This window comes from Pseudomonas sp. PICF141 (assembly GCF_002286815.1).
Lineage (GTDB): Bacteria > Pseudomonadota > Gammaproteobacteria > Pseudomonadales > Pseudomonadaceae > Aquipseudomonas.
Genome location: NZ_MUNM01000043.1, coordinates 86,444 through 112,160, shown reverse-complemented (window position 1 = coordinate 112,160; position 25,717 = coordinate 86,444). Strand labels below are relative to the sequence as shown.

The following is a 25,717-nucleotide window of genomic DNA, read 5'->3' as shown; positions in this document are numbered from 1 at the left end:
TGGTTGCGGGAGCCGGATTTGAACCGACGACCTTCGGGTTATGAGCCCGACGAGCTACCAGACTGCTCCATCCCGCGTCTGTGTGGCGGCATTCTACAGAGGATCGCAGGGCTGTCAACCTGCAATTTCGGTAAAACCTGTTCCTGTTCAAGCGCTTAGGTGAAAAATGGCGCGGCCAATCGGTCTGAAACGCAGGCAGGGCAAGGCTTGTGGCTCTATCGGTAGTGGGCTTTCGATTGAGAAAATAAATTTCTTCGGTACTTTTCCTACAAAGGAAAAAGAACATTCAGAGTACTGGTGCTATATACAGGTGTCAGTGCGATACTGCCGGTCATGACTCGCCCACACCTCATTTCTTCGCCGAACCCTGCTTTTATATGACACAGCGAAAGATCATCCACATCGATTGTGACTGCTTCTACGCCGCCATCGAGATGCGCGACGACCCGCGCCTGGCCGGCAAGCCATTGGCGGTGGGCGGCTCGGCAGATCGGCGTGGGGTGATTGCCACCTGTAACTATGAAGCGCGGGCTTATGGCGTACGCTCGGCCATGTCTTCCGGACATGCCTTGAAACTCTGTCCAGACCTGACCATCGTCAAGCCGCGCATGGAGGCCTATCGAGAGGCATCGAAGGAAATTCATACGATCTTTCGCGATTACACCGACTTGATCGAGCCGCTGTCCCTGGATGAGGCTTACCTAGATGTGTCGGACAGTGCGCATTTTGGCGGCAGCGCCACGCGAATCGCCCAAGACATTCGCCGCAGGGTCTCCAATCAATTGCACATCACCGTGTCGGCCGGCGTGGCGCCAAACAAGTTTCTCGCCAAGATTGCCAGTGACTGGAAAAAGCCTAACGGCTTGTTCGTGATCACGCCGGATCAGGTGGAAGACTTCGTCAGTGGTTTGCCAGTGAGCAAACTGCACGGCGTTGGCAAAGTGACCGCCGACAAACTCGGCAGGCTCGGCATTGTCGATTGCTCACATTTGCGCGAATGGAACAAGTTGGCGCTGGTGCGTGAGTTCGGCAGCTTCGGCGAGCGGCTCTGGAGCCTGGCTCGTGGGATCGATGAGCGGTTGGTGCATAACGACAGTCGCCGGCAATCGATCAGCGTCGAAAACACTTATGACACGGACTTGCCGGATCTGGCGAGTTGTCTGAATAAATTGCCCGAGTTGCTGGAATCCTTGAGCGGCCGCATGGCAAGGATCGACAGCAGTTATCGGCCGGGCAAGCCGTTCGTCAAAGTGAAATTTCATGACTTTACCCAGACTACGTTGGAGCAGGCCGGGGCAGGGCGGGATCTGGGGAGTTATCAGTTGCTGCTGACCCAGGCTTTTAACCGTGGCGGGAAACCGGTGCGGTTGTTGGGGATCGGGGTGAGGCTGGAGGATTTACGGGGCGGGTTTGAGCAGATGGAGTTGTTTGAGCGGTAGGGGCAGGGTTTTGGTGCGGTGGTGTATGCAATGACGCCTTCGCGGGCAAGCCTCGCTCCTACGGGTATTGCGTAATCCTTGTAGGAGCGAGGCTTGCCCGCGAAGCTTTTGACTTTAATTCGGTCCCGGATCCGCCACCAGTCGCCCGGCATCCTTGGTCAATGACTTGAGGAATTCGGTCTGCAACTCGGGATCGTTGCGGGTCAGTTCGATCAGGCTCTGCTCCAGCTCGCTGGCTTCTTCTTCCAGACCCAGTTCCGACAGGCGTTTGACCCGGTGTACCCACTGGCTCACTTCATCGTCTTCGAGGTCGTCGTAAATCAAGCCATGGGCTTCGAGCAGCTTGCCGCGCAAGTTGCTGCTGATTGCCAGGGACGAGTCGGTGTGCACATCGTCCTTATTGTCCTCGACACTGATCTGCAGCTTGCCCAGGTGATTGAGGTCATGTTCGGCGAACGGGCTGTCCAGCAGGTTCAGGCGCAGCACGCCGTTACGGTCGGTGGTCAGTTCGAAGGTGTTCTTGCTGGCCTTGACCTGCACCGGACGCTCGCTCCACGGCAGGCTCGAGTATTCCGTGCGCTTGTCGCGCTGGACTTCGTCGATACCCGCCAGGTTCTGTTGCGCCCGACCATGGGACTGCGCGTTCATGAATGGGTTGAGCCCGGCGAAACCATAGCTGAGCCAGTCCTTGGTCACGCTGTCCGACAGATTGCCGAGGGCGAACACGTTGACCACGTTCGCACCGACACCGGCCACCACAGCCACCGCGCCCAGCGGGATCTCATAAACCTCCCGCCAGGGTTGGTAAGGCGTATAGCGATCGTAGTGGCGCGTGACTTCGAACTCGGTGACTTCGAAAGTTTTCTGCTCGTGGATTTTCACCCGACGTTGTGGCAGCTCGAGCACCTTGGGCTCGCCGACATCGATCTGCAGGCTGTGATCGAGCAATTTACGCTCGACCCGTTCCTCGTGCTCGTTGCGTTGTGACATCTGATTGGCACAGCCGCTGACCAGCAGGGCGCCGCACAGGGCGGCGCCACCGAGGCCTAAGGTGTTTCGCTTGAACATGACGTCTCTATCTGGTGTCAGCGGCGGATACGGGCCTGGAGGAAAGACAGCACGTCAGCGACCGGCAGCGCTTGCGCCTCGGCCTCTGTGCGGCTCTTGTATTCCAGATTGCCGTCGGCGAGACCGCGGTCACTGACCACGATCCGGTGTGGAATGCCGATCAGCTCCATGTCCGCGAACTTGATGCCCGGGCTGGTTTTCTTGTCGCGGTCGTCCAGCAGCACTTCGAAGCCGGCGGCAGTCAGTTCTGCATAGAGCTTGTCGGTGGCTTCGCGAACCTGTTCGGTTTCATAGCGCAGCGGTACCAGGGCAATCTGGAACGGGGCCAGAGCATCGCTCCAGATAATCCCGTTCTCGTCGTTGCTTTGTTCGATGGCGGCTGCCACCACGCGGGATACACCAATACCGTAGCAACCCATTTCCAGGGTGACCGGCTTGCCGTTCTCGCCCAGCACTTCGCACTTCATCGCTTTGCTGTACTTGTTGCCCAGCTGGAAGATGTGCCCGACTTCGATGCCGCGCTTGATTTCCAGGGTGCCTTTGCCGTCAGGGCTCGGATCACCGGCCACGACGTTGCGCAGGTCGGCGACGGTCGGAACCGGCAGATCACGTTCCCAGTTCACGCCGAAGTAATGCTTGTCATCGATGTTGGCGCCGATGCCGAAGTCGCTCATCAGCTCGACGGAGCGATCGATGATGATGGGCAGTGGCAGGTTCAACGGGCCAAGGGAACCGGCGCCGGCGCCAATGGCGTCGCGCAATTCAGCTTCAGAAGCCATGACCAGCGGGCTGGCCACGCCAGGCTGGTTAGCGGCCTTGATTTCGTTCAGCTCGTGATCGCCACGGATGATCAGGGCAATCAGTTTGCCTTTCTCTTCAGCGTGCACCACCAGGGTCTTGATGGTCTTTTCGATCGGCAGGTTGAAGCCTTCGACCAGTTGCGCAATGGTCTTGGCGTTCGGCGTGTCGACCAGGCGCAGCTCTTCGGTTGGCGCGGCGCGAGAGGTTTCGCGCGGCACGGCTTCGGCCTTTTCGATATTCGCCGCATAGTCGGAACCGTTGCTGAAGACGATATCGTCTTCACCGGACTCGGCCAGCACATGGAATTCGTGGGAGCCGGCACCACCGATCGAACCGTTGTCGGCTTCGACCGGGCGGAATTTCAGGCCCAGGCGAGTGAACACGTTGCAGTACGCCTGGTGCATGCGGTCGTAGGTGATCTGCAGCGAAGGCTGGTCAGCGTGGAACGAATAGGCGTCCTTCATGATGAATTCGCGGCCGCGCATCAAACCGAAGCGTGGGCGGATTTCGTCACGGAATTTGGTCTGGATCTGATACAGGTTGATCGGCAGCTGTTTATAGCTGCTCAACTCGTTGCGCATCAGGTCGGTGATGACTTCTTCGTGAGTCGGGCCGGCACAGAAGTCGCGCCCATGGCGATCCTTGAAACGCAGCAATTCAGGGCCGTACTCTTCCCAGCGGCCGGATTCCTGCCACAGCTCAGCCGGTTGAGTGCTCGGCATCAACACTTCGAGAGAGCCGGCGGCGTTCATTTCTTCACGCACGATGGCTTCAACCTTGCGCATCACTCGCAAGCCCATGGGCAGCCAGGTATACAGGCCGGAGGCGAGTTTGCGGATCATGCCGGCGCGCAGCATCAGCTGATGGCTGATGACGACCGCGTCGGAAGGCGTTTCTTTCTGTGTGGCGAGCAAAAATTGACTGGTGCGCATGGTTGGCCGTTGTCGGTTGCTGATGACGAGAAATGACGGAACATTGTACGGGCGAGATCTGCTGGCGTACAGGCGTGTGGCCGGCTGTGTCGCAGAGGGAGAAAAGCTGCTCCCTCTGCGATGCATCCTGCATTAAATACCTACGATTCTTCCGCGACCGGGGACTGCACCGGTTCTGGCGTCGGCGTCGGACCCGCGCGGCGGTTTTCCTGGAACCAGTGCAAGGCGATCAACACCAAGGTTGGAACACCCAGCAGGGCCGTGATCAGGAAGAAGTTGTGATAGCCGAATTTTTCCACCATGACCCCTGAGTAGCCACCGATCAGGCGGGGCAGCAAGAGCATGATCGAGCTGAGCAGGGCGTACTGGGTGGCGGAGAACTTGAGGTTGGTCAGGCTCGACAGGTAAGCGACAAATGCCGACGTTGCCAGGCCCGAGCTGAAGTTGTCCAGCGAGATGGTGGCGATCAGCATTTGCAGATGGGCGCCCATATCCGTGAGCATCAGGAACAGCAGGTTGGTACCGGCCGATGCAACGCCGCCAATGAACAGGATAGGCAGGATGCCGAAGCGTACGATCAGCAGGCCGCCCATGCCGGCGCCGACCAGTGTCATGATCAGGCCGAAAATTTTGCTGACGCTGGCAATCTGATCCTTGGTGAACCCTTGGTCGATGTAGAACACGTTGGCCATCACGCCCATGACCGTATCGGACATCCGATAGGTGGCGATCAGCCCGAGCAGCAGCAGGGCTTGCCAGCGGTAACGCAGGATGAAGTCATTGACCGGCGTCAGCACCGGGGCCAAACCACGGCGACCCATGGCCGACAAGCACAGGCCGGTAAGCGTGATATAGAGGATCGCCCGCAGGAACGCACGGTCTTCGAGCAGCAGGTCGAGCACGCTGACGTCGTCGAACAGTACGCTGGCGAAGTCAGTGTTGTAGAGCTGGGTGAACATCGCCGGTACGGACACCAGCAGCACGATCAGCACGAATACCGACGCCAACTGGTGCACAAAGCTGTAGCGCCCGGCCTGCAACTGAGTGCGCAAAGGCACCGGCGGTTCGCGCATGAACAGGGTGGTCAGCAGTGCCGGGATCATCAAGACGCCGAACAGCACATAGGTGCCGGTCCACGCCGCATGCTTATAGTTGAAACCGGTGGAGCCGAAGCCTTCAGCGAAGAACAGTGCGCCGGCAGTCGCCAGCAGGGCGGCGACCCGATAGCCGGCCATATAGCTGGCCGCCAACGCGGCTTGGCGGGTTTCGTCGGCGATTTCCAGGCGATAAGCGTCGACGGCGATGTCTTGCGTCGCCGAGGCGAAGGCGACGACCACGGCGATCGCGATCAACCAGGACAGGTGCTTTTGCGGGTCGCAGAAGCCCATGCCGATCAGGCCCAGGATCACGAGTGCCTGGGCCAGTACCAGCCAGGAGCGTCGTCGGCCAAGCTTGCCAAGAAATGGCAGGCGCCATTGGTCGAGCAGCGGCGACCAGACCCATTTAAAGGCGTAGGCCAGGCCGATCAGGCTTGCATAGCCGATGGTTTCGCGGGCAACACCGGCCTCGCGCAGCCAGACTGAAAGCGTCGAAAACACCAGCATGTAAGGCAAGCCGGCGGCGAAACCAAGCAGCAACAGCACGAGCGTCGAGGGGCTGGCATAGGCGGCGAGCGCGGCGCGCCAGGTTTTACGGGGCATGGGCTGGAGTCTGCCTCAAGGATTACGGAAACAAAGCGCGCACTCTAACCGCTGTGCTCTACCGGGCGCCACCCATGGCGCTGAATATCAACACGATTGTTCAGGATACTTATGCCTTCCATGCGCAATCGGGCCCGTTGTTCATCCCCCGAAGGGCTGCCCACAGGCAGGCTGATCCGACCGCCGGCACCCAGTACCCGATGCCAGGGTAATTGGGTGTCGCCGGGCAATTGGCTCAGTGTTCGCCCGACCCAGCGGGCAGCACGACCCAGTCCGGCTAGCTCGGCGAGCTGGCCATAACTCACGACTTTACCCTCAGGCACTTGCGCCAGGGTCATGTAGAGCGCCGTGCGTCGGATTTGCGCTGCGCTTTCGGTTTCAGCGGTTGAGTCGGTCACGTCCCGGTCTTCCTGAAAAAATGCGCAATTGACCGTCTGTAGAGTAAATCCAGGATCGCCTATTGAGAAATGAACTCAATAGAAAAAGTCGGGTCAGTCCTTGCTAGGGCCTTATTCCTATGGATAATGCCGAATTTTTTTCGCAAAGTTGAGCCTTCGATTCGCTTATGTTGTCCAGAACCTTGCTGTGCCTCGCTGTCTTCGGTGCTTCCACTCCCTTGCTCGCCGACACCGTCTGGTTGAAGAACGGTGACAAATTGAGCGGCAAAATCACTGTATTCGATGGTGGCAAGCTGCTGATTCAGACCGAGTACGCAGGCGCGGTTCCAATCGACTGGAATCAGGTCAAAACCCTGGAAAGCGACCAGCAACTGCTGGTCAAGCAGGATGCCTACACCGGTGAGAAGGCCAGGTCGCTGCACGCGGCAGAGGATGGCAAAGTCACTCTGGCCAACGGCGATGGCCCCAAAACCGTGGAATTGACCAGTATCCAGCAGATGCTCAAGCCCAAACCGGTGGTTGAGGATCTGGTATGGAAGGGGCATGTCGATTTGGCGCTGGATTACCAGCGTGCCGAAAAAGACACGGATGATTATGACGTCGACTTCAAGACCAGTGCGCGCCATGGCAGGTGGCGACACACGGCAGAAGGCGAGTACAACCGCGAGTTCCAGGATGACGTGGTCACCACGGATAATTGGCGGGGTGAGTACGCCCTCGACCGTTTTCTTACCGAGAAATGGTTCTGGCAAGGTCGTTTGAACTATAAGCGCGACAAAATCGAAGAACTCGCCCGTCAGCGCACCATCGGTACCGGCCCCGGTTATCAATTCTGGGATAACGAGCTAGGCGCCTTCTCCCTGGGCTCGCTGCTGAACAACGCGGACTATGAGTATTCCAACGGCAACAAGGAAAACTTCTACTCCCTGGCGATGAAGTGGGACTACAACCGCTACCTGATCGGCAAGAAGGTCGAGTTCTTCACCAATGGTGAGGTTGGCAAACCGCTGTCGGGTGTGGCGGATTACGCCCTCGATGCCGAGGTCGGCCTGCGCTACAAAGTCACCGATTGGGCGTCGCTGAACCTGAAGGCCGAGAAAGACATTATCAGCGGTAGCGACGAGGCCGACCTGAGCAAGACCCGATACACCGCAGGGTTTGGCGTGACCTGGTAACACGCACAAAGATCAAAAGATCGCAGCCTCGCTTCGCTCGACAGCTCCTACGGAGATCACCTATCAACGTAGGAGCTGTCGAGCGAAGCGAGGCTGCGATCTTTTTTGCCATGCAAAAACACACGGGCACAAAAAAGCCCCGCTTTTGAGGGCGGGGCTTTTTACTAAAGCAAGTACAAGTTAGATAACTTGAACTTCTTCAGCTTGCATGCCTTTCTGACCGCGGGTAGCGATGAAAGAAACCTGTTGGCCTTCTTTCAGGCTTTTGAAGCCGTCGGACTGGATAGCTTTGAAGTGAACGAACAGGTCGTCACCGGATTGTGGAGTGATGAAGCCGAAGCCTTTTTCATCGTTGAACCACTTAACGGTACCGGTTTGGCGATTAGACATGGTGTAACTCCTTGAACAAAGATAACTGCGACGCAGGAAGAACCCTGGCCGAGACTGAGTGCAAAGAGCAGGAAAAATTCTTGTAGATGGTTGGATCGAAATTCAACATATCGTGTAGAGATTCTCAGTGACACAAGCAGCACAGTGGCGCCACCTTAACCCTTTTTCCGGAACGTGCCAATGTTTCTTGCGAAGGTTTCTCTGTTTTCATGACTGGCGGTCCATTGACTGGCGGTGAAGACCCGGGATTCACGGGCGATTGGCGAGAATTGTCTCCCGGACTTTGAACCCGGCGCGCCTGCCCGGTAAGATGCCGGACAGAATTTTTCCACCTCGCTATTCAGGACACCCGCCATGAGCATCAAATCGGACAAGTGGATTCGCCGCATGGCGCAAGAGCACGGCATGATCGAGCCCTTCGTCGAGCGCCAGGTGCGCGGCAGCGACGATAGCCGTGTGATCTCCTACGGCGTGTCCAGCTACGGCTACGATGTGCGTTGCACCAATCACTTCAAGGTGTTTACCAACATCAATTCGGCAATCGTCGACCCGAAAAACTTCGATGCTGGCAGCTTCGTCGACATCCATAGCGATGTGTGCATCATCCCGCCGAACTCCTTCGCTCTGGCCAGCACCGTCGAATACTTCCGCATCCCGCGTAACGTATTGACCATTTGCCTGGGTAAAAGCACTTACGCGCGTTGCGGCATCATCGTCAACGTCACGCCGCTCGAGCCTGAGTGGGAAGGTCACGTGACCCTGGAGTTCTCCAACACCACCAATCTGCCGGCGAAAATCTACGCGAACGAAGGCGTGGCGCAGATGTTGTTCCTTGAGTCGGACGAAGAATGCGAAGTCTCCTACAAGGACCGTGGCGGCAAGTACCAGGGCCAGCGTGGCGTGACCTTGCCGCGTACCTGAGTCAGCCGTCTGACAAACCGTTGGAATTCCTGGGCGGGCGTACACTCTATGGAATGTACTGCCGATTCGCGCAAAGCGGATCGGGCCATCGCTCAGGAGTGCTTCATGAAGATCGATCCGCGAATAAGTGCCGAACTGGCAAGGCTTGAGCCCAATCAGGTTGGCGTGCTGGCCTGGTCCTTGTTGGCGCATCCGCCCGTCATGGCAGGGGGCATCCCCACTCAGCCTGATCCTGACACGCCCAATGAAGAGCCAAAAGAGCCCGGAGAGCCCACTGTGCCGGATAAGCCACCGCCCGCGCCTGTGGCCTGATACCTCTGGGACAAGCTGATTTCTGTAGGAGCGAGGCTTGCCCGCGAAAGCGGTTTTTCAGTCACATCGATGCTGGATGTGCCTACGTCTTCGCGGGCAAGCCTCGCTCCTGAAAGGGGCAGTGCAAGGGGTTACTTGAGGTTGCCGCTGAGGAACTGCTTCAGCCGCTCGCTCTTCGGGTTGCCCAGCACGTCTTCCGGCGCACCTTCCTCTTCCACCAGCCCCTGGTGCAGGAACAGCACCTGACTCGATACCTTGCGCGCGAAGCTCATTTCGTGGGTGACCATGATCATGGTCCGGCCTTCTTCGGCCAGGCCCTGGATCACCTTGAGCACTTCGCCCACCAGTTCCGGGTCGAGCGCCGAGGTCGGTTCATCGAACAGCATGACTTCCGGTTCCATGGCCAGTGCACGGGCAATGGCAACCCGTTGTTGCTGGCCACCTGACAGGAAGGCCGGGTATTGATCCGCTACGCGCGCCGCCAGACCAACCTTGTCGAGGTAACGTCGGGCACGGTCTTCGGCCTCTTGCTTGCTGCAGCCGAGCACTCGGCGCGGGGCCATGGTGATGTTTTCCAGCACCGTCATGTGGCTCCACAGGTTGAAGTGCTGGAACACCATGGCCAGGCGGGTGCGAATCCGCTGCAGTTCATCGGCATCGGCCACGTGCATGCCATGACGGTCGTGGATCATGCGGATCGTCTGGCCATCCAGGCTCATGGCGCCATCGTTGGGTTGTTCAAGAAAGTTGATGCAACGCAAAAAGGTGCTTTTACCCGAGCCGCTGGCGCCGATCAGGCTGATGACGTCGCCGGTTCTGGCCTTGAGCGAAACGCCTCTGAGCACCTGATGATCGCCATAGCTTTTATGCAGGCCTTCAATGGTCAGTTTGTACATGGGGCATGCATCCTCAAGGCGAAAGTAAATAGCCGCTGCGATAGGCTTCGGTGCCCGCGACGTGGGCGATCACCATGCCGGCAGTGGCCATGCGCCGCAACGAACGGGCATACATCAGCCCGGCGCCGGTGCAATGAACAGGAGTGACGCGATCATTGATCGGGTCGATGATTTCGGCAATCAGTTGGCCGGCCTCCAGGTATTCGCCGGGCAGGGCCGAAAACACCAGCAACCCGCCCACCGGGGTCGCGACCGGTTCGACGCCGGCCAGCGGTGTCGCCGGGTAGGATAGTTCGGGCAATGGCGCCGGCTCACCGGCGATGGCGCCGAAATGAATCAGATAATCGATCAGCGCCTGGCAATCGAGGCTGGCCAGCGGGTGATTGACGTCACCTTGGCCACGCAATTCGACGGTCACTGAAAAGCTGCCCAGCGGAATTTCGAATTGCTCGCCGAAACGCTCTTTCAACTGCCACCAGAGCAAGGTGAAGCACTCGTCGAACGATTGGCCACCCGAATCGGTAGCCAGCAGGCTGGCTTCGGAACCGATATAGCGCGCCAGCGGCTCGACCCGCGGCCAGGCCTCGGGCGTGGTGTAAAGGTGCGCCACGGCTTCGAAATCGCAATGCAGGTCCAGCACCATGTCGGCATCGCAGGCCAGCCGTTGCAGGGTCAGGCGCTGGGATTGCAATTGAGTGGCTGCGGTCTGCCGCGCCAATGCCGTGCGCAGGCTGTCCCGGATAAGTTCGAGGTTGCGTTGCGGATCGTCGCCGAGCAGGCCTTCGATCGCGTTGCCGACTTCTTCACTCAAGTCGACGAACCAGCGATTGAAGTTCTGCCCGCTTTCCAGCTCGTAGCGGCCCAGTGGAACGTCCATCAACACCTGTTCCAGGCCGACCGGGTTGGCCACGGGCACCAGCACGATCTCACTGCGCAAATGGCCGGCGGCTTCCAGCTCCGCCAGGCGACGCTTGAGGTGCCAGGCCACTAACATGCCGGGCAATTCATCGGCATGCAGAGAGGACTGAATGTAAATCTTGCCTTTGGCCGACGACGGCCCGAAGTGGAAACTGTGAATCTGTCGCACGGTCCCCGGCAGCGGGGCCAGCAGGTCATGAATCTGGTGGCGCATGTGCGAGTTGTCCTAGTGAGTCGGCCCGAGGAAGGCCAGCCATCGGCGTTCGGCGAGGCGGAACAGGCCGACCAGCGCAAAGGTAACGGTCAGGTAGATCAGCGCGGCGATGCCGAATGACTGGAATGTCATGAAGGTCGCAGAGTTCGCATCGCGAGCGACTTTCAAGACATCCGGGATAGTCGCGGTGAACGCCACGGTGGTCGAGTGCAGCATCAGAATCACTTCGTTGCTGTAATAAGGCAACGAGCGACGCAGGGCCGACGGCATGATCACGTAGGCGTAGAGCTTCCAGCCAGACAGACCGTAGGCCTTGGCCGCTTCGACTTCACCATGCGCCATGCTGCGAATCGCCCCGGCGAAAATCTCCGTGGTGTAGGCGCAGGTGTTCAGGGCGAAGGCCAGGATCGTGCAGTTCATCGCATCGCGAAAAAATGCATCGAGGACTGGCTGGGCACGTACGGAGGCCAGGCTGTAGATGCCGGTGTAGCAAATCAGCAGCTGGATATACAGCGGCGTGCCCCGGAACAGATAGGTGTAAAACTGCACCGGCCAGCGGATATAAATTTTGGGCGAAACCCTGGCGATAGACAGCGGGATCGAGACCACAAAGCCGATGAAGAGCGACGCGCTGAGCAGCCACAGGGTCATGGCCAGGCCCGTGATGTTGTTGCCATCGGTATAAAGGAAGGGTCTCCAGTATTCCTGCAAGAGTTCGATCATCGGACGGCCTCCCGGGAACCGGCGGCGTAGCGGCGTTCGAGCCAGCGCAGGACGACATTGGAGGCGCTAGTGATCAGCAGGTAGATCAATGCGGCAAGCACCAGGAAGTAGAACAGTTGATAAGTACTTTTACCGGCGTCCTGCGCGGCCTTGACCAGATCGGCGAGGCCGATGATCGAGACCAGCGCGGTGGCCTTGAGCATTACCATCCAGTTGTTACCGATGCCCGGCAAGGCGAAGCGCATCATTTGCGGGAACACCACGAGACGAAAACGCTGACCGCGTTTGAGGCCATAGGCCGTGGCGGCTTCGACCTGGCCTCGCGGTACGGCGAGAATCGCTCCGCGAAACGTTTCAGTGAAGTACGCGCCATAAATGAAGCCCAGGGTGATGACCCCGGCGCTGAAGGGGTTGATTTCAATGTATTCCCATTCCATGAAATCGGTAAACGAGGTCAGCCAGGTTTGCAGGCTGTAGAAAATCAGCAGCATCAGCACCAGGTCGGGCACCCCGCGAATCAGCGTGGTGTAGAGCTGAGCCGGTATGCGCATCAGTTTGACTTTTGACAGTTTGGCACTGGCACCGAGCAGGCCGAGCAATACCGCCAGCAACAGTGACAACACCGCTAATTGGATGGTCATCCAGGTGCCTTCCATCAGCAATGGGCCGAAGCCCTGAAGGCTGAAGGCTGAAAGCCCCAGGCTTTGTAATAGGTTTTCAAACATAAATCAGCAACCTGATCGGATAAAAAAAGCGCCCATCGCGAGATGGGCGCCGGGCATTATTTGCCGCTGTACAGATTCAGATCGCCAAAGTGTTTCTTCTGAATGGTGGCGTAGGTGCCATCGTCGTGTAACGCTTTGATACCTTTATTCAAAAGCGCTTTCAGCTCGGTGTTACCTTTCTTAATACCGATCGCCGTTTTGGATGGCAGCAGTTCGCTGTCCACAGGTTTGCTGACTTCGTAGCCTTCGCCCTTTGGCGACTTCAAGAAGCCCAGTTCGGCTTGCAACATGTCCTGGATTGCAGCGTCAAGACGGCCGGAAGTCAGGTCGGAATACACCTGATCCTGGTTCTGATAGGCCTGGGTTTTCACGCCTGCCTTGTCCAGCACGGCCTTGGCGTAGGCTTCCTGGATAGTGCCTTGCTCGTAGCCGACGGTCTTGCCCTTCAGCGAAGCGACATCTTCGCTCAGGCCGGAACCTTTCTTGAACACGTAAGCGGTTGGGCCGGAGAACAGCTCGTCGGAGAAGTCGATGACTTTTTCGCGGGCCGGCGTGACGGTCATCGAAGAGATCACACCGTCGAATTTATTGGCTTTCAAGCCCGGAATCATGCCGTCGAAATCGCTTTCGACCCATTTGCACTTGACCTTCAGCTCGGCACAGATCGCATTGCCCAGGTCGATGTCGAAGCCTACCAGGCTACCGTCGGCTGCTTTGGACTCGAACGGCGCGTAAGAAGGGTCAACGCCAAAACGCAATTCTTTGTATTCCTTGGCCAGCGCGGAACCGGCAGCCACGCACAACGCCAGTGCAGAAAGGGTCAGCAATGCTTTTTTCATTATTCAATCCCTAAGAACCAATATGAGCGCTTGTGGCGCAGAAGTACTGTTACTGGAAAGCGTAAGACCTATTAAAAGTAGCAATTTCCGAACCAGACTCCCGAACAAGCGTTTAAAAGGTAATACAAGAAGTGGCTACGCGGGGTTTTATGCACGAAAACGGGCATCGCCAGACTCCTGCGCCAGGGTGGTGCGCAGAAGGGTGAGGGGCCTGTAGCAGCTGTCGAGCCTGCGAGGCTGCGTTCGGCTGCGCAGCAGTCGTAAGTCCAATGCGGTCTGCCTGATTACACCGCAAGTTCTGGTTTCACGACTGTTGCGCAGCCGAACGCAGGCTTCGCCAGCTGCTACAAAGATCAGCTCAGCGAAATCAGGTCAGGCGAGCAAATCCTGCAACGTCGCCAAATTGTCAGCGTCCTCCACCGACTTGTCCTGCCGCCAACGCAACATTCTCGGAAACCGTACTGCAATCCCGCTCTTGTGCCGCTTCGACAGGGCAATACCCTCGAATCCCAGCTCAAACACCAACGTCGGTTTCACACTGCTCACCGGTCCGAATTTTTCCACGGTGGTCTTGCGTACGATGCCGTCGACCTGACGCATTTCTTCATCAGTCAATCCGGAGTAGGCCTTGGCGAATGGCACCAGCGTGCGTTCGCGGGCAGAGGGTGGACCGTCCCATACCGCGAAGGTGTAATCAGTGTAGAGACTGGCCCGGCGACCATGGCCTTGCTGGGCGTAGATCAGCACCGCATCGACGCTGAACGGGTCGACTTTCCATTTCCACCACACACCCATGTCCTTGGTCCGCCCGACGCCATACAGCGCATCGCGGGCCTTGAGCATCATGCCTTCGACGCCCAATTTGCGGGAGGCTTCCCGTTGGCGGGCGAGGTCGAACCAGTTTTCGCCGCTCAGCACGGGCGAGCTCAGTAACACCGGGTTTGCACAGGTTTTGATCAATTGTTCCAGTTGAGTACGGCGTGTGGCTTGAGTCTGGTTACGCCAATCCTCACCCTGCCATTCCAGCAGGTCATAGGCCATGATCACCACGGGCACCTCATCGAGGATTCTCTTGCTCAGCGTCCTGCGGCTGATCCGCTGTTGCAACAGAGCGAAGGGTTGCACGGAAGGTGACGACGGCGATTGCGGGTCGAAGGCGTCCTCGGTGCGTGGTTGTGCGGCTTTCCAGGCCACGATTTCACCGTCAATCACTGTCCCGTCGGGCAAGTCGTGAACCAGGCTGTCCAGTTCGGGGAAACGGTCGCTCACCAATTCTTCACCACGAGACCATACCCACAAACGCCCGTCACGCTTGACCACTTGCGCGCGGATGCCGTCCCACTTCCATTCCACTTGCCATCGGCTGGCAGGTCCAAGCAGAGTTTCGAACTGTTCGACCGGGTTCGATAACGCATGGGCGAGGAAAAACGGGTATGGCTGACCATCCCGTTGGGCATGCTCATTAGGTGACTCGGGAGCGATCAGCTTCAGGTAACTGGCGGCGCTTGGGCGGTTAGACAAGTCGGTGTAACCCACCAGCCGCTGGGCCACGCGTTTGCTGTCGAGCCCGGCCATCGCCGCCAAGGCGCGGGTAACCAGCAATTTGGAGACCCCGACCCGGAAACTGCCGGTGATCAGTTTGATGCACAGCATCAGGCTCTGGCGATCCAGTTGTGCCCACAAGGCAGGCAAGCATTCGGCCAGGGTCAGCGGGGGCGCGTTACGCAGTGGCAGCAGTTTGTCTTCAATCCACACGGCCAGGCCATCGGTGGAGGTGTGGGGCATTTCGGGCAGCACCAGCGAAATGGTTTCCGCCAGATCACCGACGGCCTGATAACTTTCTTCGAACAACCAGGGTGAGAGTCCGGAAAACGCTGTGGCCATTTCCCGCAGTATTCGTACCGGCACCAATTGTCGAGGTCGCCCACCGGACAGAAAGTACACCGCCCAGGCGGCATCCTCGGGCGCGGCCTGGGCGAAATAGCTCTGCATCGCCGCCAGTTTGGCATTGCTTGAGGTGGTGGCGTCGAGTTCGGCATACAACTCGGCGAAGGCTTTCATGCCACCACCTCCGCGCTCTCGGGCTCGAGGACTGCGATTTCTTCATCATCGCCATATTCGGTGCTGAAACTCTTGGCATCGAGGCCTTGTTCGCGCAGATAGCGCACCAATACCCCGATCGAACCGTGGGTGACGATCACGCGTTCGGCTCCGGTTTGTTCGATGGCCCAAAGCAGGCCGGGCCAGTCGGCGTGATCCGATAACACAAAGCCGCGGTCCACATTGCGCCGGCGCCGTGTACCGCGCAAGCGCATCCAGCCGCTGGCAAAGCCGTCGCTGTAATCACCGAAACGCCGTACCCAAGGGCTGGCACCCGCCGAAGGAGGCGCGAGGACCAAGGCCTTGCGCATCATCGGGTCATGCTTTTTAACGTCGCCGGCATAGATTGCTGGCGGTAAATAAATGCCGCTCTGGCGATAAATCCGATTGATGGGCTCAACCGCGCCATGGACCAGAATGGGGCCCAGGCTGGCATCGATGCCGTGGAGAATCCGCTGGGCCTTGCCGAAGGCATAGCAAAACAGCACGCTGGTTCTGTCGACCGCCGCATTGGCCCGCCACCACTGATTGATCTCGGCAAAGATCTGCGCCTGGGGTTGCCAGCGGTAAATCGGCAGGCCGAACGTCGATTCCGTGATGAAGGTGTGGCAACGCACCGGTTCGAACGGCGCACAGGTGCCATCGGGCTCGGTCTTGTAATCCCCTGAGGCGACCCAGACTTCTCCGCCATATTCCAGACGCACCTGGGCAGAGCCGAGCACATGGCCTGCGGGGTGAAAACTCAGTGTTACACCGCGATGCAGTAACGGCTCGCCATAAGGCAAGGTTTGCAGGCTGATGTCCTGGCCCAGACGCGCACGCAAAATGCCTGCACCCGGCGCCGCGGCCAGATAATGTCGATTGCCATGGCGAGCATGGTCGCTGTGGGCGTGGGTGATGATCGAGCGTTCGACCGGGCGCCACGGGTCGATATAGAAATCCCCGGGCGGACAGTACAAACCTTCAGGACGAGCGATAACAAGGTCCATGTTGTTACCCAAATGGAGAGGCCTGTTAGCTAGGAGGTTTGCGCGAAACGAGAAGTTCGATTTATTTTCGGGAAGAATGGAGGCGTTAAACAGGCCGCTTTTTTAGCGAGGGATATCGCATCTGTGGCGAGGGAGCTTGCTCCCGCTGGGGCGCGCAGCGGCCCCGAATCTACCGCCGCGCAGATCCAGTTAGAACACAGGCGTCTGTATTGCGACTGCTGCGCAGTCGAGCGGGAGCAAGCTTTCTCGCCACAATGGATTTTCAGCAGCAGTGGGACCGACAGCATGCTTTCGCGAGCCGACCCGGTCCCACTCCAGGTTACTTGCCAGGCGTCAGCGTCAACCGCGTCTTGCCATACACCTTGTCGAAGTTCTGTGGCTGCATCGGCAGGCTCATGTATTGCCCCTTGAGCCAAGGCTCGACGCTATCGAGATAGTGGGCGCTGGCCGGGTTGCCGGACTGGCCGGTACCGTTCTGGCCCATCAGCGGTTCGGCCTGGCCGAAGTCGACGATAAAGCGCATGGCCGGCGCCAGCGTGGTGTTGAAGTCCTGACCCCAGGTGAACGCCGCGGTGTTGAGTGTGGTGTGATCGCCACCGGCGGCCAGTGGACCGCGCACGGTCTGGCCGCTGGCGTTCTTCCACTCGTAGCGGTGCAGTTTTCCCCACTGCCAGGCTTTGTGATCGCCACCCAACTGGCTGTCCCCCGCGCTGATCGCGGCCGCCAGGCTACGGGCGAGGATCGTCGGCTTGTCTTCTTTCTGCGCTGTGCGCGAGTCGTCCCAGAACGGACTGTCCTCACGGCTCAGCAGATGATCGGCCTGCGCCGCGTAAGACAACTTGCCATTAGCGATAAAGGCTTTCCACGCCGGGCTGCTTTCCGGGCCGAGTTCATCGAGGAAAATCTGCTTAGTGCTTTCCTGCAGGAACAGCGCGTAGATCGCCGCGTCGGCGGAGGTCGGGCTGAGTTTGCCGTCGAAGGCCATCAAGCGTGTATAGGCCTCACGAGCCTTGCCGCGATCGGCCACCGGCAATGCTTCGATGGCGTGCTTGAGGGGCTGGGACATGCCCGGCGCTTCAAACATCTTCTTCAGCTTGGCAGCGAAGGTGGTGGTCTGGTCGTATTGCATGGCAATCAGGCTACGCGTGTCGTGTTTGCCCACGCCCGCCAGCTCAGTCATGCGTTCGCCGCGCTCCGGCGCCGACCAGGAATTGGACAGCTGCATGCCGTAGCCATGAGGGATGACTCGCTGGTTGGCGGTGCCGAGCCAGCCTTGAGCCGGGTCCTGGTCATAGGGATGGAGCATCGGGTCGGCGTAACCGTCCCAGTCAAAGCGACCTTCCCAGCCCGGCGACGGCAGCAAACCTTCGCCTTCGCGACGGTTCGGGTAACGCCCGGTAACTTGCCAGCCGATATTGCTGGCATCGGCAAACACCAGATTCAGGGCGATGGCGCGGATTTCGCGGCTGGCGTCCGAGGCTTTCTCCACGCTCTGCGCTCGGGACAGGTCGAAAAACGCGTCCAGGGTTTTGTCGTCGGTGAAGTTGGGCATCTGCAAGGCCAGGCCGAAACCATTCGCCAGTGCACTGCCTTGGGCGCTGTTGAGCAGCGACCCGTGGCGGGTTTCGTACACCGCTTCGCGAATCGGCTTCTGGCCTTTGATGAAATAGGTTTCGTTGCGCACGATCGCCGGCTGCCATTTGCCGCTGACTTCGTAGGAAAGACCATTGCCCTGACGTTTGATTTTTTCCAGGAACAGGTCCTGGTTGTCGCCCATGACCGTGGTCATGCTCCATGCAACTTTGCCGTTGAAACCACCAAGCACCATGGGTAGCCCGGCAATGGTCGCGCCGGAGGCCTGGTATTTCGGTGCGCGAATCTGCACGTAACTGAACAGCGACGGTACGCCCAGCGGTCCATGGATGTCGCTGGCCAACAGGCTTTTGCCACTGCGACTGCGTTGCGGGGCGATCGCCCAGTTATTGGAAGACGTGGCGCCCAGCAGGTTCAGATTCGACAGTTGAGCGGTGGCTTTGCTGACTTCACTCAGCCCTGGAATTTGCCCATTGAGTTTGATGCCTTGAAGTTTTTCCGCTTCGGCGACCGGCAATTTTTCGTCAGGAGCGGACGGCGTCAGCCAGGCCAGCTTGTCGGTGCTGACTGTCTGAGCCAGCATTAATGAGGCAATTTCTTCCGGCAGGTTCGCCGATTGACTGAAATTCAGCAGGCAGAACATCAGCGCCGAATCTTCCGGTTTCCAGTATTCCGGCTTGTAGCCAGTGGCCGCGAGGTCGGCAGGCAGTTTGTCGCGGTAGCGGAACAGGTAGGCGTTGACCCCGCGGGCATAGACTTCGAAGAAACGCTTGAGTCGCGGCGAAGAGGCCTTGTACAGCTCACCCGCGCTTTTCTTCAGATTGACCGCACGCATGTAGCGGTCGGCGTCAAGCAAGTCCGCGCCGGACATCTCCGCCAAACGGCCCTGGGCCAGCAAACGCAGAGTGACCATCTGGTTGATGCGGTCGCTGGCATGCACGTAGCCCAGGCTGAACAGCGCATCGTGGAAGCTATTGCTCTCGATCAGCGGCATGCCCATGGCATTGCGCCGAATCGAAACGTTTTGCGCCAGGCCCTTGAGCGGTTGCACACCGGAAGTCGGCAGGAGGGTGTCTTGAGTGTTCCAGGTCTGACAACCGGTCAGGCTTAAAACACCGGCCACTGCTGCGGCAACGCCGAACCGGGGAAGAAAATGTGAGAGGGCTGGCGAGGCCATGGCAAAGCTCCTGCGGGGGTAGTGACGCAATAAAGGCGCTACGTTAGTGAGCAGGAGGAAGCCGCGCAAGCGGCGGCGGTGTTATTTCTTTACGGTGATCGTTCCCATGCTCTGCGTGGGAATGCAGCCCGTGACGCTCTGCGTCACATTCAGAGCCGAACGCGGAGCGTCCGTTGAGGTATTCCCACGCGGAGCATGGGAACGATCAGAGTGCAGGGCCTCAGGATTCAGGCGGATTGACTTCTTCCAGGAATATCGAAATCTTGTGGCCGTTGGGGGTGGTCCAGTAATACAGATCGATCATGAAAACTTCATTATCAAGAGACATCGTCAGGTACGGACAGCGACCGTCGGCATCAGGTCGTCCTGTTTGCGGTTGATGGCTTGCCAGTGGGAGGAGGTGATGCTGAAGTGCGGGAAATTCAATGGCCCGGCACGAGAAAAATCAGCATGGAGCTCAAGACCAACGCGGCGCTGATCATCATCGATCAACAAAAAGGCATCCTGCATCCCAGGCTGGGCCGCCGAAACAATCCTCAGGCCGAAGCGCGCATCCTGGAGCTGCTGGGGCATTGGCGTCGAACCGGGCGGCCGGTGATTCACGTGCAGCACCTGTCCCGCTCAGAGGATTCAGTGTTCTGGCCGCAGCAATCGGGGGTGGAATTTCAAGAGCGTTTTCAGCCATCGATGGGTGAATGGCTGATTCAGAAACAGGTGCCGGATGCGTTTTGTTCGACGGGGCTGGAAGCACGTTTGCGCGAGGCGGGGATTGATCAGTTTATCATCGTTGGCGTGGCGACCCACAACTCGGTGGAATCAACGGCGCGAACGGCCGGGAATCTGGGGTTCGAAGCGTGGGTTGCCGAGGATGCGTGCTTTACCTTCGACAAGGCGGACTTTTTCGGCAATGCCCATTCAGCCGAGGAGGTGCATGCGATGTCGCTGGGTAATTTGCATGGCGAGTATGCGACGGTCGTCAGTACCGCGAAAATTCTGCAGGCCGACTAAAAAACCTGTGGGAGCGGGCTTGCCCGCGATGAGGATCTAACTGAAACAGTTGTATTGAATGTGCCGCCGTCATCGCGGGCAAGCCCGCTCCCACAGTAGATTGTGTCGTACGCGAAATCTGTGAACGACGATACCCCTGTGGGAGCGAGGCTTGCCCGCGATAGCGATTCAACAGGCGAAGATTATCTTCGCCCGAAGCATCAAGCGCCGTGGCACTTCTTGAATTTCTTGCCGTTGCCGCATGGGCAAGGGTCGTTGCGGCCGACGTCTTTCAGGGCGTTGCGCACCGGTTCCTGGTGGGCGTGGCCGCAGTTCGGGCCGTGGACATGGCCATGGTCGTGATCATGGTGATCGTGATGGTCATGATCGTGGTTGCAGTCAGGGCCATGGACATGAGGTTGCTGGGTCATCGGGCTTACTCCGGAATTAAATCGGCGGCGATTATCACGCCATTGCGTGCCAGGTGCACGTGGTGCGCGATGAATAAACCGGTTTTCATCTCACCTTCCAGCCGATAGGGAATTGGTTGGTCGGCTTTTTTCAGCAGTTTCACCAAGTCCCGGACTTTCGGCCACAGGTTGGTGCGGATCGGTACTTTAAAATAAGCGCTGCGTTTGGGGCCTACCGTAAACCAGCGTTCGTGCTCACCCTCGGCCAGCAATATATCCCCCAGGTGAATGCGATATTCCAGGGCACGCACCGTGAGGTCGCGATCGTTGGGATTATCGACGCGAAAATGCAGCAGGAATTTTTGCTCCAGCAGATTGGCCCGGATCACCTTGACCTTGACCAGATGCACCTGCGGGTCTGGCAGGTCGTCGCTGAACCACGACGCACAGCCACCGAGCCCCAGAAACAGGAGCAAGGTGAACAGCTGTAATGCGCGCCGCCGGGTGTTCATGGTCGGTGTTTCTCCCTCGTAGCAGCTGTCGAGCTTGCGAGGCTGCTACAGGCGAACGTACAGGGATCACCTCAAGCGCCAAAGTAACTCGCGCAGCATTTCTTGAACTTCTGCCCGCTGGCGCACGGGCACGCGTCGTTACGTCCGGCCTTGAGTGACACGGTGGGGTCGATGAAGTACCAGTGGCCGGCGTTCTGTACGAATGACGAGCGTTCGCGATGGCTGTGTTCGCCGCTGCTGTCGTGCCAGCGAGCGGTAAAGGTGACGAAAGCGTGCTCCGGCTGACCGCCGAAAACTTCGGCGCTTTCGACCTCCAGGCCCAGCCAGGTGCTTTGGGCGCTCCAGTCGCTGATCGACTGACGATCCAGGCCGGCCTGTTGTGCGGGCAGAGTGGTCGCCACCAGATAGTCGATCAGCCCCAGTACATAGGCGCTGTAGCGCGACCGCATCAAGACTTCGGCGCTGGGGGCGGGATGGCCGGCATGGTAATGGCCACAGCAGGCATCGAGCGGCGTGCCGCTGCCGCAAGGGCAAATGGATGTACTCATTGCGTTACCACCAATATTTCCCGAAGTTTTCCGGATTGGCCCAGAAGCGTGAGTTGAGCCAGTCGGGCACCTGTTTATAGTCAAGCAGATCGTAGGTAAACAGCGTCAGTACTTGATCTTCACGCTGGAAGCGTTCGCTGGCTTGCAACGCCAGAGAGAAGAAGTCCGTCTCCTTCCAGCCGCAGGCGGGCAAGTCAGCCAGCACCGCAATGCGGCTGGCATTGAGGTTGCGTATCCCGCCGAGCAGATTCAGGCCGTCGCGCTTGGGCAAATGTTCGAGGCAATCGACCACCAGCGCCAGATCAAACCGTTGCGCCGCCAGGTCGGCGGGCAGTGGCCCAGGGGCCGCACAGGCGACGATGCTGTCCGGGTGCGCAAGTTTGAATGCCTCTAGCGCGGGGAATTCGCTGGCGCCAATCAGCAGCAGACGCGCCGGGGCATAACGATCAAGCAAAGCGGCCAACGCCTGCTGGGGTGTGCGCGAAGAAATACCTGCAATCATCGAAGATCCTCAATCAGAGCGCCAAGATTAGCCTGCCCCAACGTCCGGGCCTAGCGTCCCTTCTAGCGGGTTTAGGCAAAAAGCGCCGATCTTCCGCGAACACAGGATAAAACAGCAATGGCCTATTGCTGGCGGAGATTAAAAGTCGGGTCTTTACTCCTGGAATCGGTTTTAAGCCGATCCCTCAGGAGAAGAACTAGATGAGCATAATTCGGACAGCATTACCCTTGGTTCTGCTAACCAGTGTGTTGACTGGTTGCGCAGGTTTGCAGAAAACCGACTGGCCGTCCTGTGCGGCGGTCGGTGGCGTCATCGGTGCAGGGCTCGGCGCGACCGAAAGCTCGGCATGGGCGGGGTATGGCGCGCTGCTGGTTGGCGGCACGGCAGCCGCTTATTGCTGGGTGCATGGTGACGGCGACGAAGACGGCGACGGCGTACCGGACAGCCGCGACAAGTGCCCGGGTACGCCTCGAGGCGTGCAGGTCGATGCCAACGGCTGCCCTCCGCCCGCGCCTGCGCCGGTGGTCGAGGAGGTGGCAGTGGTCAAGGAAGAAGTCATCGTGATCCGTGATGTGCACTTCCAGTTCGACTCGGCCAAGCTCACGGCTGCCGATAAAGACGTACTCAACACCATTGCCACGCGCCTGAAACAGGAATCCTCCAGCGCCCAACTGACTGTCACCGGTCATACCGACAGCGTCGGCAGCGATGCCTACAACCAGAAACTGTCGGATAGACGCGCTCATTCAGTGGTGGAATACCTGATTGACCAAGGCGTGCCACGCAGCAGTTTCGTGTCCGTGACCGGTGCCGGTGAAAGCCAGCCGGTGGCCGATAACAAAACCGCTGACGGCCGTGCGATGAACCGCCGCACGGAAATCAAAATCAACCGCTAGGCCTCTCCCTTTGCGCGGCTTGTACAGTCGCGGATGCGGGTCTTTACTCCTGTGTGACCGGTATGGGCCGGTGACACAGGAGCATTCACAATGAGCGTTCTCACAAGGACTGTCTTACCGGTACTGCTGCTGGGCAGTCTTCTGACCGGTTGTGCAACTCGCAGCGATGGCACCGCCCCCCTCAATCAACGTACCTGGCCGATCTGCAGCGTCATGGGTGGACTGGTCGGTGGCGGTTTGGGCGCGATTGAAAGTAGTGCCTGGGCAGCGGGAGGAGCTGCGCTCGGGATCCTGACCGGTGGCCTGATCTGCTACGCCCAGGATGGCGATGAAGACGATGATGGTGTCTTCGATCGACGTGATCGCTGCCCCGACACGCCCGCCGATACGCCTGTCGAACATCACGGTTGCCCGCTGCCGCAATACCCGGCCAGCGTGAAGCCTGTTGAACCTCCAGTCTCCGAAGTCATCACCCTGAACGGCAACGTGTTGTTCGCGTACAACCAATCCGAGCTGATGCCGCAAGCGCGCAGTGAGCTGGATTCGCTGATGGCCAAACTGCAGAACGCCGATGTGGCGAGCATTAAAGTCATCGGTCATACCGACAGCCAGGGTTCGGACGCCTATAACCAGAAACTGTCCGAACGTCGTGCCAGCAGCGTCGCGGCTTACCTGTTGAGCCAGGGCGTCGCGCCCAACAAACTCACCAGCGAAGGCCGGGGCGAAAGCCAGCCAGTGGCCGATAACGACACGGAAGAAGGGCGGGCGCAAAACCGTCGCGTGGAGTTGCACATCAATCGCTGAGCCTTGTCATAGAGCTGTCGGACAACGATGCGGGTTGATCCGACGGCCCATCTGCGACCTTCGGGAAGAATTTTTTGTTGCCCTCTGGCTTATCCCGCCTGTAAGCCGTTACTGTGCGCGCAAAGAATAATTCTCAACGGGGGAGCGTATGAAGGTGTTTTGGGGGCTGGGGAAGTTGTTGACCCTGCTGTTCTGGTTGGTGTTGCTGGCCAATCTGCTCATGCCATTCGTTCATCCATTTAACCTGTTGATCAATTTTGCAGGCAGTGTGTTGGCCGGGCTTCATCTTCTGGAGCTGGTGTTCTGCAACCGCAGCCTCAAAGGTCGAGCCCACCCTTGGCGCGATCGCCTGAAGATTGTCTTTTTCGGCGTTTTCCACCTGCAAACCATTCCGGCCCCGGCCGCTTCGAAGGCCTCCCATGCGTAAACTCTGTCTGCTCGCTGCATTTATCAGCCCATTGGCCTGCGCACAGGTGGTGAGCGTCGAAACCAACTCGCTGATGCGCTTGCCCAACACCACCAGTACCCTGCAACTGGAACGGTTGGAAGTCGCCGATTACGGCACCTTGCTGATTCCTTCGAATGTGACCGAAGTCACGGTCGGTGAGTTGCACCTGGGACGGGATGCGCGGATCGCCATTGTGCCGAGCGCACAAGTTCTGGCATTGAAGATCAATCGTGCCGAATTGGCTGAAGGCAGCCAGATCACTGCACGGGGCGCGCCGGGGACATACCTCAAGGCCGCTCGCTCCGGGCGCAATCTGGATTTGCAGATCAAAGTATTGAACGCGCCTCAATTGTCGGTAGACGCTCGCGGTGGCGCGGGTGCTCCAGGTTTTGTCGGCCTCGATGGGGCTAATGGTCAGGCACCGGGTTGTACCTGGGGCCAGGCCGGTCGCGGCGCCGATGGCAGCAATGGCAGTGATGGCCAGCCGGGAGCGCCAGGTGCGCTGGTTCGGCTGCAGGTGCCGCGTGATTACCCCGCTGAGCAGATCAAGGTCGAGATTGCGGGCGGGGAAGGTGGTACCGCAGGGCTCGGTGGAAAACCAGGGGCGGGCGGTAAGGCCAAGGGCTGTTTCGTCTATAAAGCCGATGGCGGCAAAAGCGGCCGCCCCGGTGTCGACGGCCAGCCAGGGCCTGCGGGAGTGGCGGGCTCAGTGACGATTCAGCGGTTGTAAACCCCTCAAGTGATCGTTCCCACGCTCTGCGTGGGAACGCAGCCCGTGACGCTCCGCGTCACTGGACGCGGAGCGTCCCTTGAGGCATTCCCACGCAGAGCGTGGGAACGATCACGGCCGCGCCGCCGCAATCGCCACCAGCACAAACCCGACCATCAGGTTAATCCCCACCAACCGCCGAATCTTACCCAGCACCGCCGCACCCGTCGGCCAGTCCTGAGCGGCCACCGCCGTGCGCAGTTCCGGCAGCATCAACGCCTGGATTCGGATGAACAGCGCCGTCATCACCACATACAATCCCATCATCACCTGCACATACCGCGGCGCCGCTTCAAATCCGGCGAACTGCAGATGAATCATGCCCACACCGCTGATCGGCAAAAGCACCACTGCGATCCAGACCCAACGGAAAAAACCTTGAAACACTTCCACCCACAGCTTCAAACGGGCAGGGCCTTCGAGTGCCTTCATCGCCGCGGGGCGCAAGACCATCCAGGCGAAAAACATACCGCCAACCCACACCAGGGCAGCGAGGACGTGCAGGGTATAAACGATGCCAAAAGGTGTCAT

At 58.9% G+C, this 25,717-nt stretch carries 27 protein-coding genes, 1 tRNA gene and 1 pseudogene; 9 read left to right on the top strand and 20 right to left on the bottom strand.

Translation table 11 applies throughout. The annotated features are described in order from the left end of the window. A tRNA-Met gene (locus tag BZL43_RS11575) sits at positions 1–77 on the bottom strand. A gap of 300 nt (positions 78–377) precedes the next feature. Between BZL43_RS11575 and dinB the strand changes: the two genes are divergently transcribed. Further along, positions 378–1,439, top strand: coding sequence for a DNA polymerase IV (gene dinB / locus BZL43_RS11570; RefSeq protein WP_095632431.1), 1,062 nt, complete (start codon positions 378–380; stop codon positions 1,437–1,439). 114 nt (positions 1,440–1,553) lie between these two features. On the opposite strand, the gene BZL43_RS11565 is transcribed toward dinB, so the two are convergent. From BZL43_RS11565 to BZL43_RS11550, 4 genes are all read right to left on the bottom strand, one after another. Then, positions 1,554–2,507, bottom strand: a complete 954-nt coding sequence (locus BZL43_RS11565) for a hypothetical protein (protein WP_095632430.1) — start codon at positions 2,505–2,507, stop codon at positions 1,554–1,556. 17 nt (positions 2,508–2,524) lie between these two features. After that, positions 2,525–4,240 carry a proline--tRNA ligase gene (locus BZL43_RS11560; protein ID WP_095632429.1) on the bottom strand — a complete coding sequence of 572 codons (1,716 nt, stop codon included), beginning with the start codon at positions 4,238–4,240 and terminating at the stop codon, positions 2,525–2,527. 140 nt (positions 4,241–4,380) lie between these two features. Continuing rightward, positions 4,381–5,940 (bottom strand): AmpG family muropeptide MFS transporter, encoded by a 1,560-nt coding sequence (locus BZL43_RS11555; RefSeq protein WP_095632428.1) that lies wholly within the window; start codon positions 5,938–5,940, stop codon positions 4,381–4,383. Between the two features lie 44 nt (positions 5,941–5,984). Further along, complete coding sequence (locus tag BZL43_RS11550; protein ID WP_221217118.1) at positions 5,985–6,278, bottom strand: MGMT family protein; 294 nt, start codon at positions 6,276–6,278, stop codon at positions 5,985–5,987. A 227-nt stretch (positions 6,279–6,505) separates the two neighbouring features. Here BZL43_RS11550 and BZL43_RS11545 point away from each other — a divergent pair, with 227 nt between their 5' ends. Further along, positions 6,506–7,513, top strand: coding sequence for a DUF481 domain-containing protein (locus BZL43_RS11545; RefSeq protein WP_095632426.1), 1,008 nt, complete (start codon positions 6,506–6,508; stop codon positions 7,511–7,513). 180 nt (positions 7,514–7,693) lie between these two features. Here BZL43_RS11545 and BZL43_RS11540 read toward each other — a convergent pair whose 3' ends face one another. Further along, positions 7,694–7,903: a cold-shock protein gene (locus BZL43_RS11540; protein ID WP_002554837.1), complete on the bottom strand. Its 210-nt coding sequence runs from the start codon at positions 7,901–7,903 to the stop codon at positions 7,694–7,696. 354 nt (positions 7,904–8,257) lie between these two features. Between BZL43_RS11540 and dcd the strand changes: the two genes are divergently transcribed. Then, entirely contained in the window at positions 8,258–8,824 is a 567-nt protein-coding gene (dcd, locus tag BZL43_RS11535) for a dCTP deaminase (protein ID WP_007904652.1), read from the top strand. 105 nt (positions 8,825–8,929) lie between these two features. Next, entirely contained in the window at positions 8,930–9,136 is a 207-nt protein-coding gene (locus tag BZL43_RS11530) for a hypothetical protein (protein ID WP_095632425.1), read from the top strand. Between the two features lie 131 nt (positions 9,137–9,267). On the opposite strand, the gene BZL43_RS11525 is transcribed toward BZL43_RS11530, so the two are convergent. From BZL43_RS11525 to BZL43_RS28815, 9 genes and pseudogenes are all read right to left on the bottom strand, one after another. Continuing rightward, the gene (locus BZL43_RS11525) at positions 9,268–10,032 is read right to left on the bottom strand and encodes an ABC transporter ATP-binding protein (protein WP_095632424.1); all 765 of its coding nucleotides are present in this window, start codon (positions 10,030–10,032) and stop codon (positions 9,268–9,270) included. 13 nt (positions 10,033–10,045) lie between these two features. Beyond that, the gene (locus tag BZL43_RS11520) at positions 10,046–11,164 is read right to left on the bottom strand and encodes a succinylglutamate desuccinylase/aspartoacylase family protein (RefSeq protein ID WP_095632423.1); all 1,119 of its coding nucleotides are present in this window, start codon (positions 11,162–11,164) and stop codon (positions 10,046–10,048) included. A gap of 12 nt (positions 11,165–11,176) precedes the next feature. Continuing rightward, positions 11,177–11,887, bottom strand: coding sequence for an ABC transporter permease (locus tag BZL43_RS11515; RefSeq protein ID WP_095632422.1), 711 nt, complete (start codon positions 11,885–11,887; stop codon positions 11,177–11,179). Beyond that, the gene (locus tag BZL43_RS11510; RefSeq protein ID WP_095632421.1) at positions 11,884–12,612 is read right to left on the bottom strand and encodes an ABC transporter permease; all 729 of its coding nucleotides are present in this window, start codon (positions 12,610–12,612) and stop codon (positions 11,884–11,886) included. The genes BZL43_RS11515 and BZL43_RS11510 overlap by 4 nt, the downstream gene beginning before the upstream one ends. Before the next feature lie 56 nt (positions 12,613–12,668). Beyond that, positions 12,669–13,451, bottom strand: coding sequence for a transporter substrate-binding domain-containing protein (locus tag BZL43_RS11505; protein WP_095632420.1), 783 nt, complete (start codon positions 13,449–13,451; stop codon positions 12,669–12,671). Positions 13,452–13,823: 372 nt separating this feature from the next. Then, on the bottom strand, positions 13,824–15,512 hold the full coding sequence (locus BZL43_RS11500; RefSeq protein WP_095632419.1) for an ATP-dependent DNA ligase: 1,689 nt from the start codon (positions 15,510–15,512) through the stop codon (positions 13,824–13,826). Then, the gene (locus BZL43_RS11495; RefSeq protein WP_095632433.1) at positions 15,509–16,540 is read right to left on the bottom strand and encodes a ligase-associated DNA damage response exonuclease; all 1,032 of its coding nucleotides are present in this window, start codon (positions 16,538–16,540) and stop codon (positions 15,509–15,511) included. Before BZL43_RS11495 ends, BZL43_RS11500 begins: the two co-directional genes overlap by 4 nt. A 319-nt stretch (positions 16,541–16,859) precedes the next feature. Then, entirely contained in the window at positions 16,860–19,310 is a 2,451-nt protein-coding gene (locus BZL43_RS11490) for a penicillin acylase family protein (RefSeq protein WP_095632418.1), read from the bottom strand. Positions 19,311–19,539: 229 nt separating this feature from the next. Beyond that, a pseudogene (locus BZL43_RS28815) lies at positions 19,540–19,614 on the bottom strand (thiol:disulfide oxidoreductase); the annotation flags it as partial. 146 nt (positions 19,615–19,760) lie between these two features. On the opposite strand from BZL43_RS28815, the gene BZL43_RS11485 reads away from it, so the two are divergent. Further along, the gene (locus tag BZL43_RS11485; protein ID WP_095632417.1) at positions 19,761–20,318 is read left to right on the top strand and encodes a cysteine hydrolase family protein; all 558 of its coding nucleotides are present in this window, start codon (positions 19,761–19,763) and stop codon (positions 20,316–20,318) included. Between the two features lie 200 nt (positions 20,319–20,518). Here the strand turns inward: BZL43_RS11485 and BZL43_RS11480 are convergent, their stop codons facing one another. From BZL43_RS11480 to BZL43_RS11465, 4 genes are all read right to left on the bottom strand, one after another. Beyond that, complete coding sequence (locus BZL43_RS11480; protein WP_007906737.1) at positions 20,519–20,728, bottom strand: SEC-C metal-binding domain-containing protein; 210 nt, start codon at positions 20,726–20,728, stop codon at positions 20,519–20,521. Between the two features lie 5 nt (positions 20,729–20,733). Beyond that, positions 20,734–21,219: an LEA type 2 family protein gene (locus tag BZL43_RS11475; protein WP_095632416.1), complete on the bottom strand. Its 486-nt coding sequence runs from the start codon at positions 21,217–21,219 to the stop codon at positions 20,734–20,736. A 71-nt stretch (positions 21,220–21,290) separates the two neighbouring features. Continuing rightward, entirely contained in the window at positions 21,291–21,767 is a 477-nt protein-coding gene (locus BZL43_RS11470) for a YchJ family protein (RefSeq protein ID WP_095632415.1), read from the bottom strand. 4 nt (positions 21,768–21,771) lie between these two features. Beyond that, the gene (locus tag BZL43_RS11465) at positions 21,772–22,269 is read right to left on the bottom strand and encodes a DUF6231 family protein (RefSeq protein WP_095632414.1); all 498 of its coding nucleotides are present in this window, start codon (positions 22,267–22,269) and stop codon (positions 21,772–21,774) included. 200 nt (positions 22,270–22,469) lie between these two features. Here BZL43_RS11465 and BZL43_RS11460 point away from each other — a divergent pair, with 200 nt between their 5' ends. From BZL43_RS11460 to BZL43_RS11445, 4 genes are all read left to right on the top strand, one after another. Beyond that, the gene (locus BZL43_RS11460) at positions 22,470–23,165 is read left to right on the top strand and encodes an OmpA family protein (RefSeq protein ID WP_095632413.1); all 696 of its coding nucleotides are present in this window, start codon (positions 22,470–22,472) and stop codon (positions 23,163–23,165) included. Positions 23,166–23,255: 90 nt separating this feature from the next. Beyond that, entirely contained in the window at positions 23,256–23,969 is a 714-nt protein-coding gene (locus BZL43_RS11455; protein WP_095632412.1) for an OmpA family protein, read from the top strand. 148 nt (positions 23,970–24,117) lie between these two features. Continuing rightward, on the top strand, positions 24,118–24,396 hold the full coding sequence (locus BZL43_RS11450; RefSeq protein ID WP_095632411.1) for a DUF1145 domain-containing protein: 279 nt from the start codon (positions 24,118–24,120) through the stop codon (positions 24,394–24,396). Beyond that, a complete protein-coding gene (locus BZL43_RS11445) occupies positions 24,389–25,147 on the top strand; it encodes a collagen-like protein (RefSeq protein WP_095632410.1) in 759 nt (252 codons plus the stop codon). The genes BZL43_RS11450 and BZL43_RS11445 overlap by 8 nt, the downstream gene beginning before the upstream one ends. Positions 25,148–25,258: 111 nt before the next feature. On the opposite strand, the gene BZL43_RS11440 is transcribed toward BZL43_RS11445, so the two are convergent. Continuing rightward, positions 25,259–25,717, bottom strand: coding sequence for a CopD family protein (locus BZL43_RS11440; protein ID WP_095632409.1), 459 nt, complete (start codon positions 25,715–25,717; stop codon positions 25,259–25,261).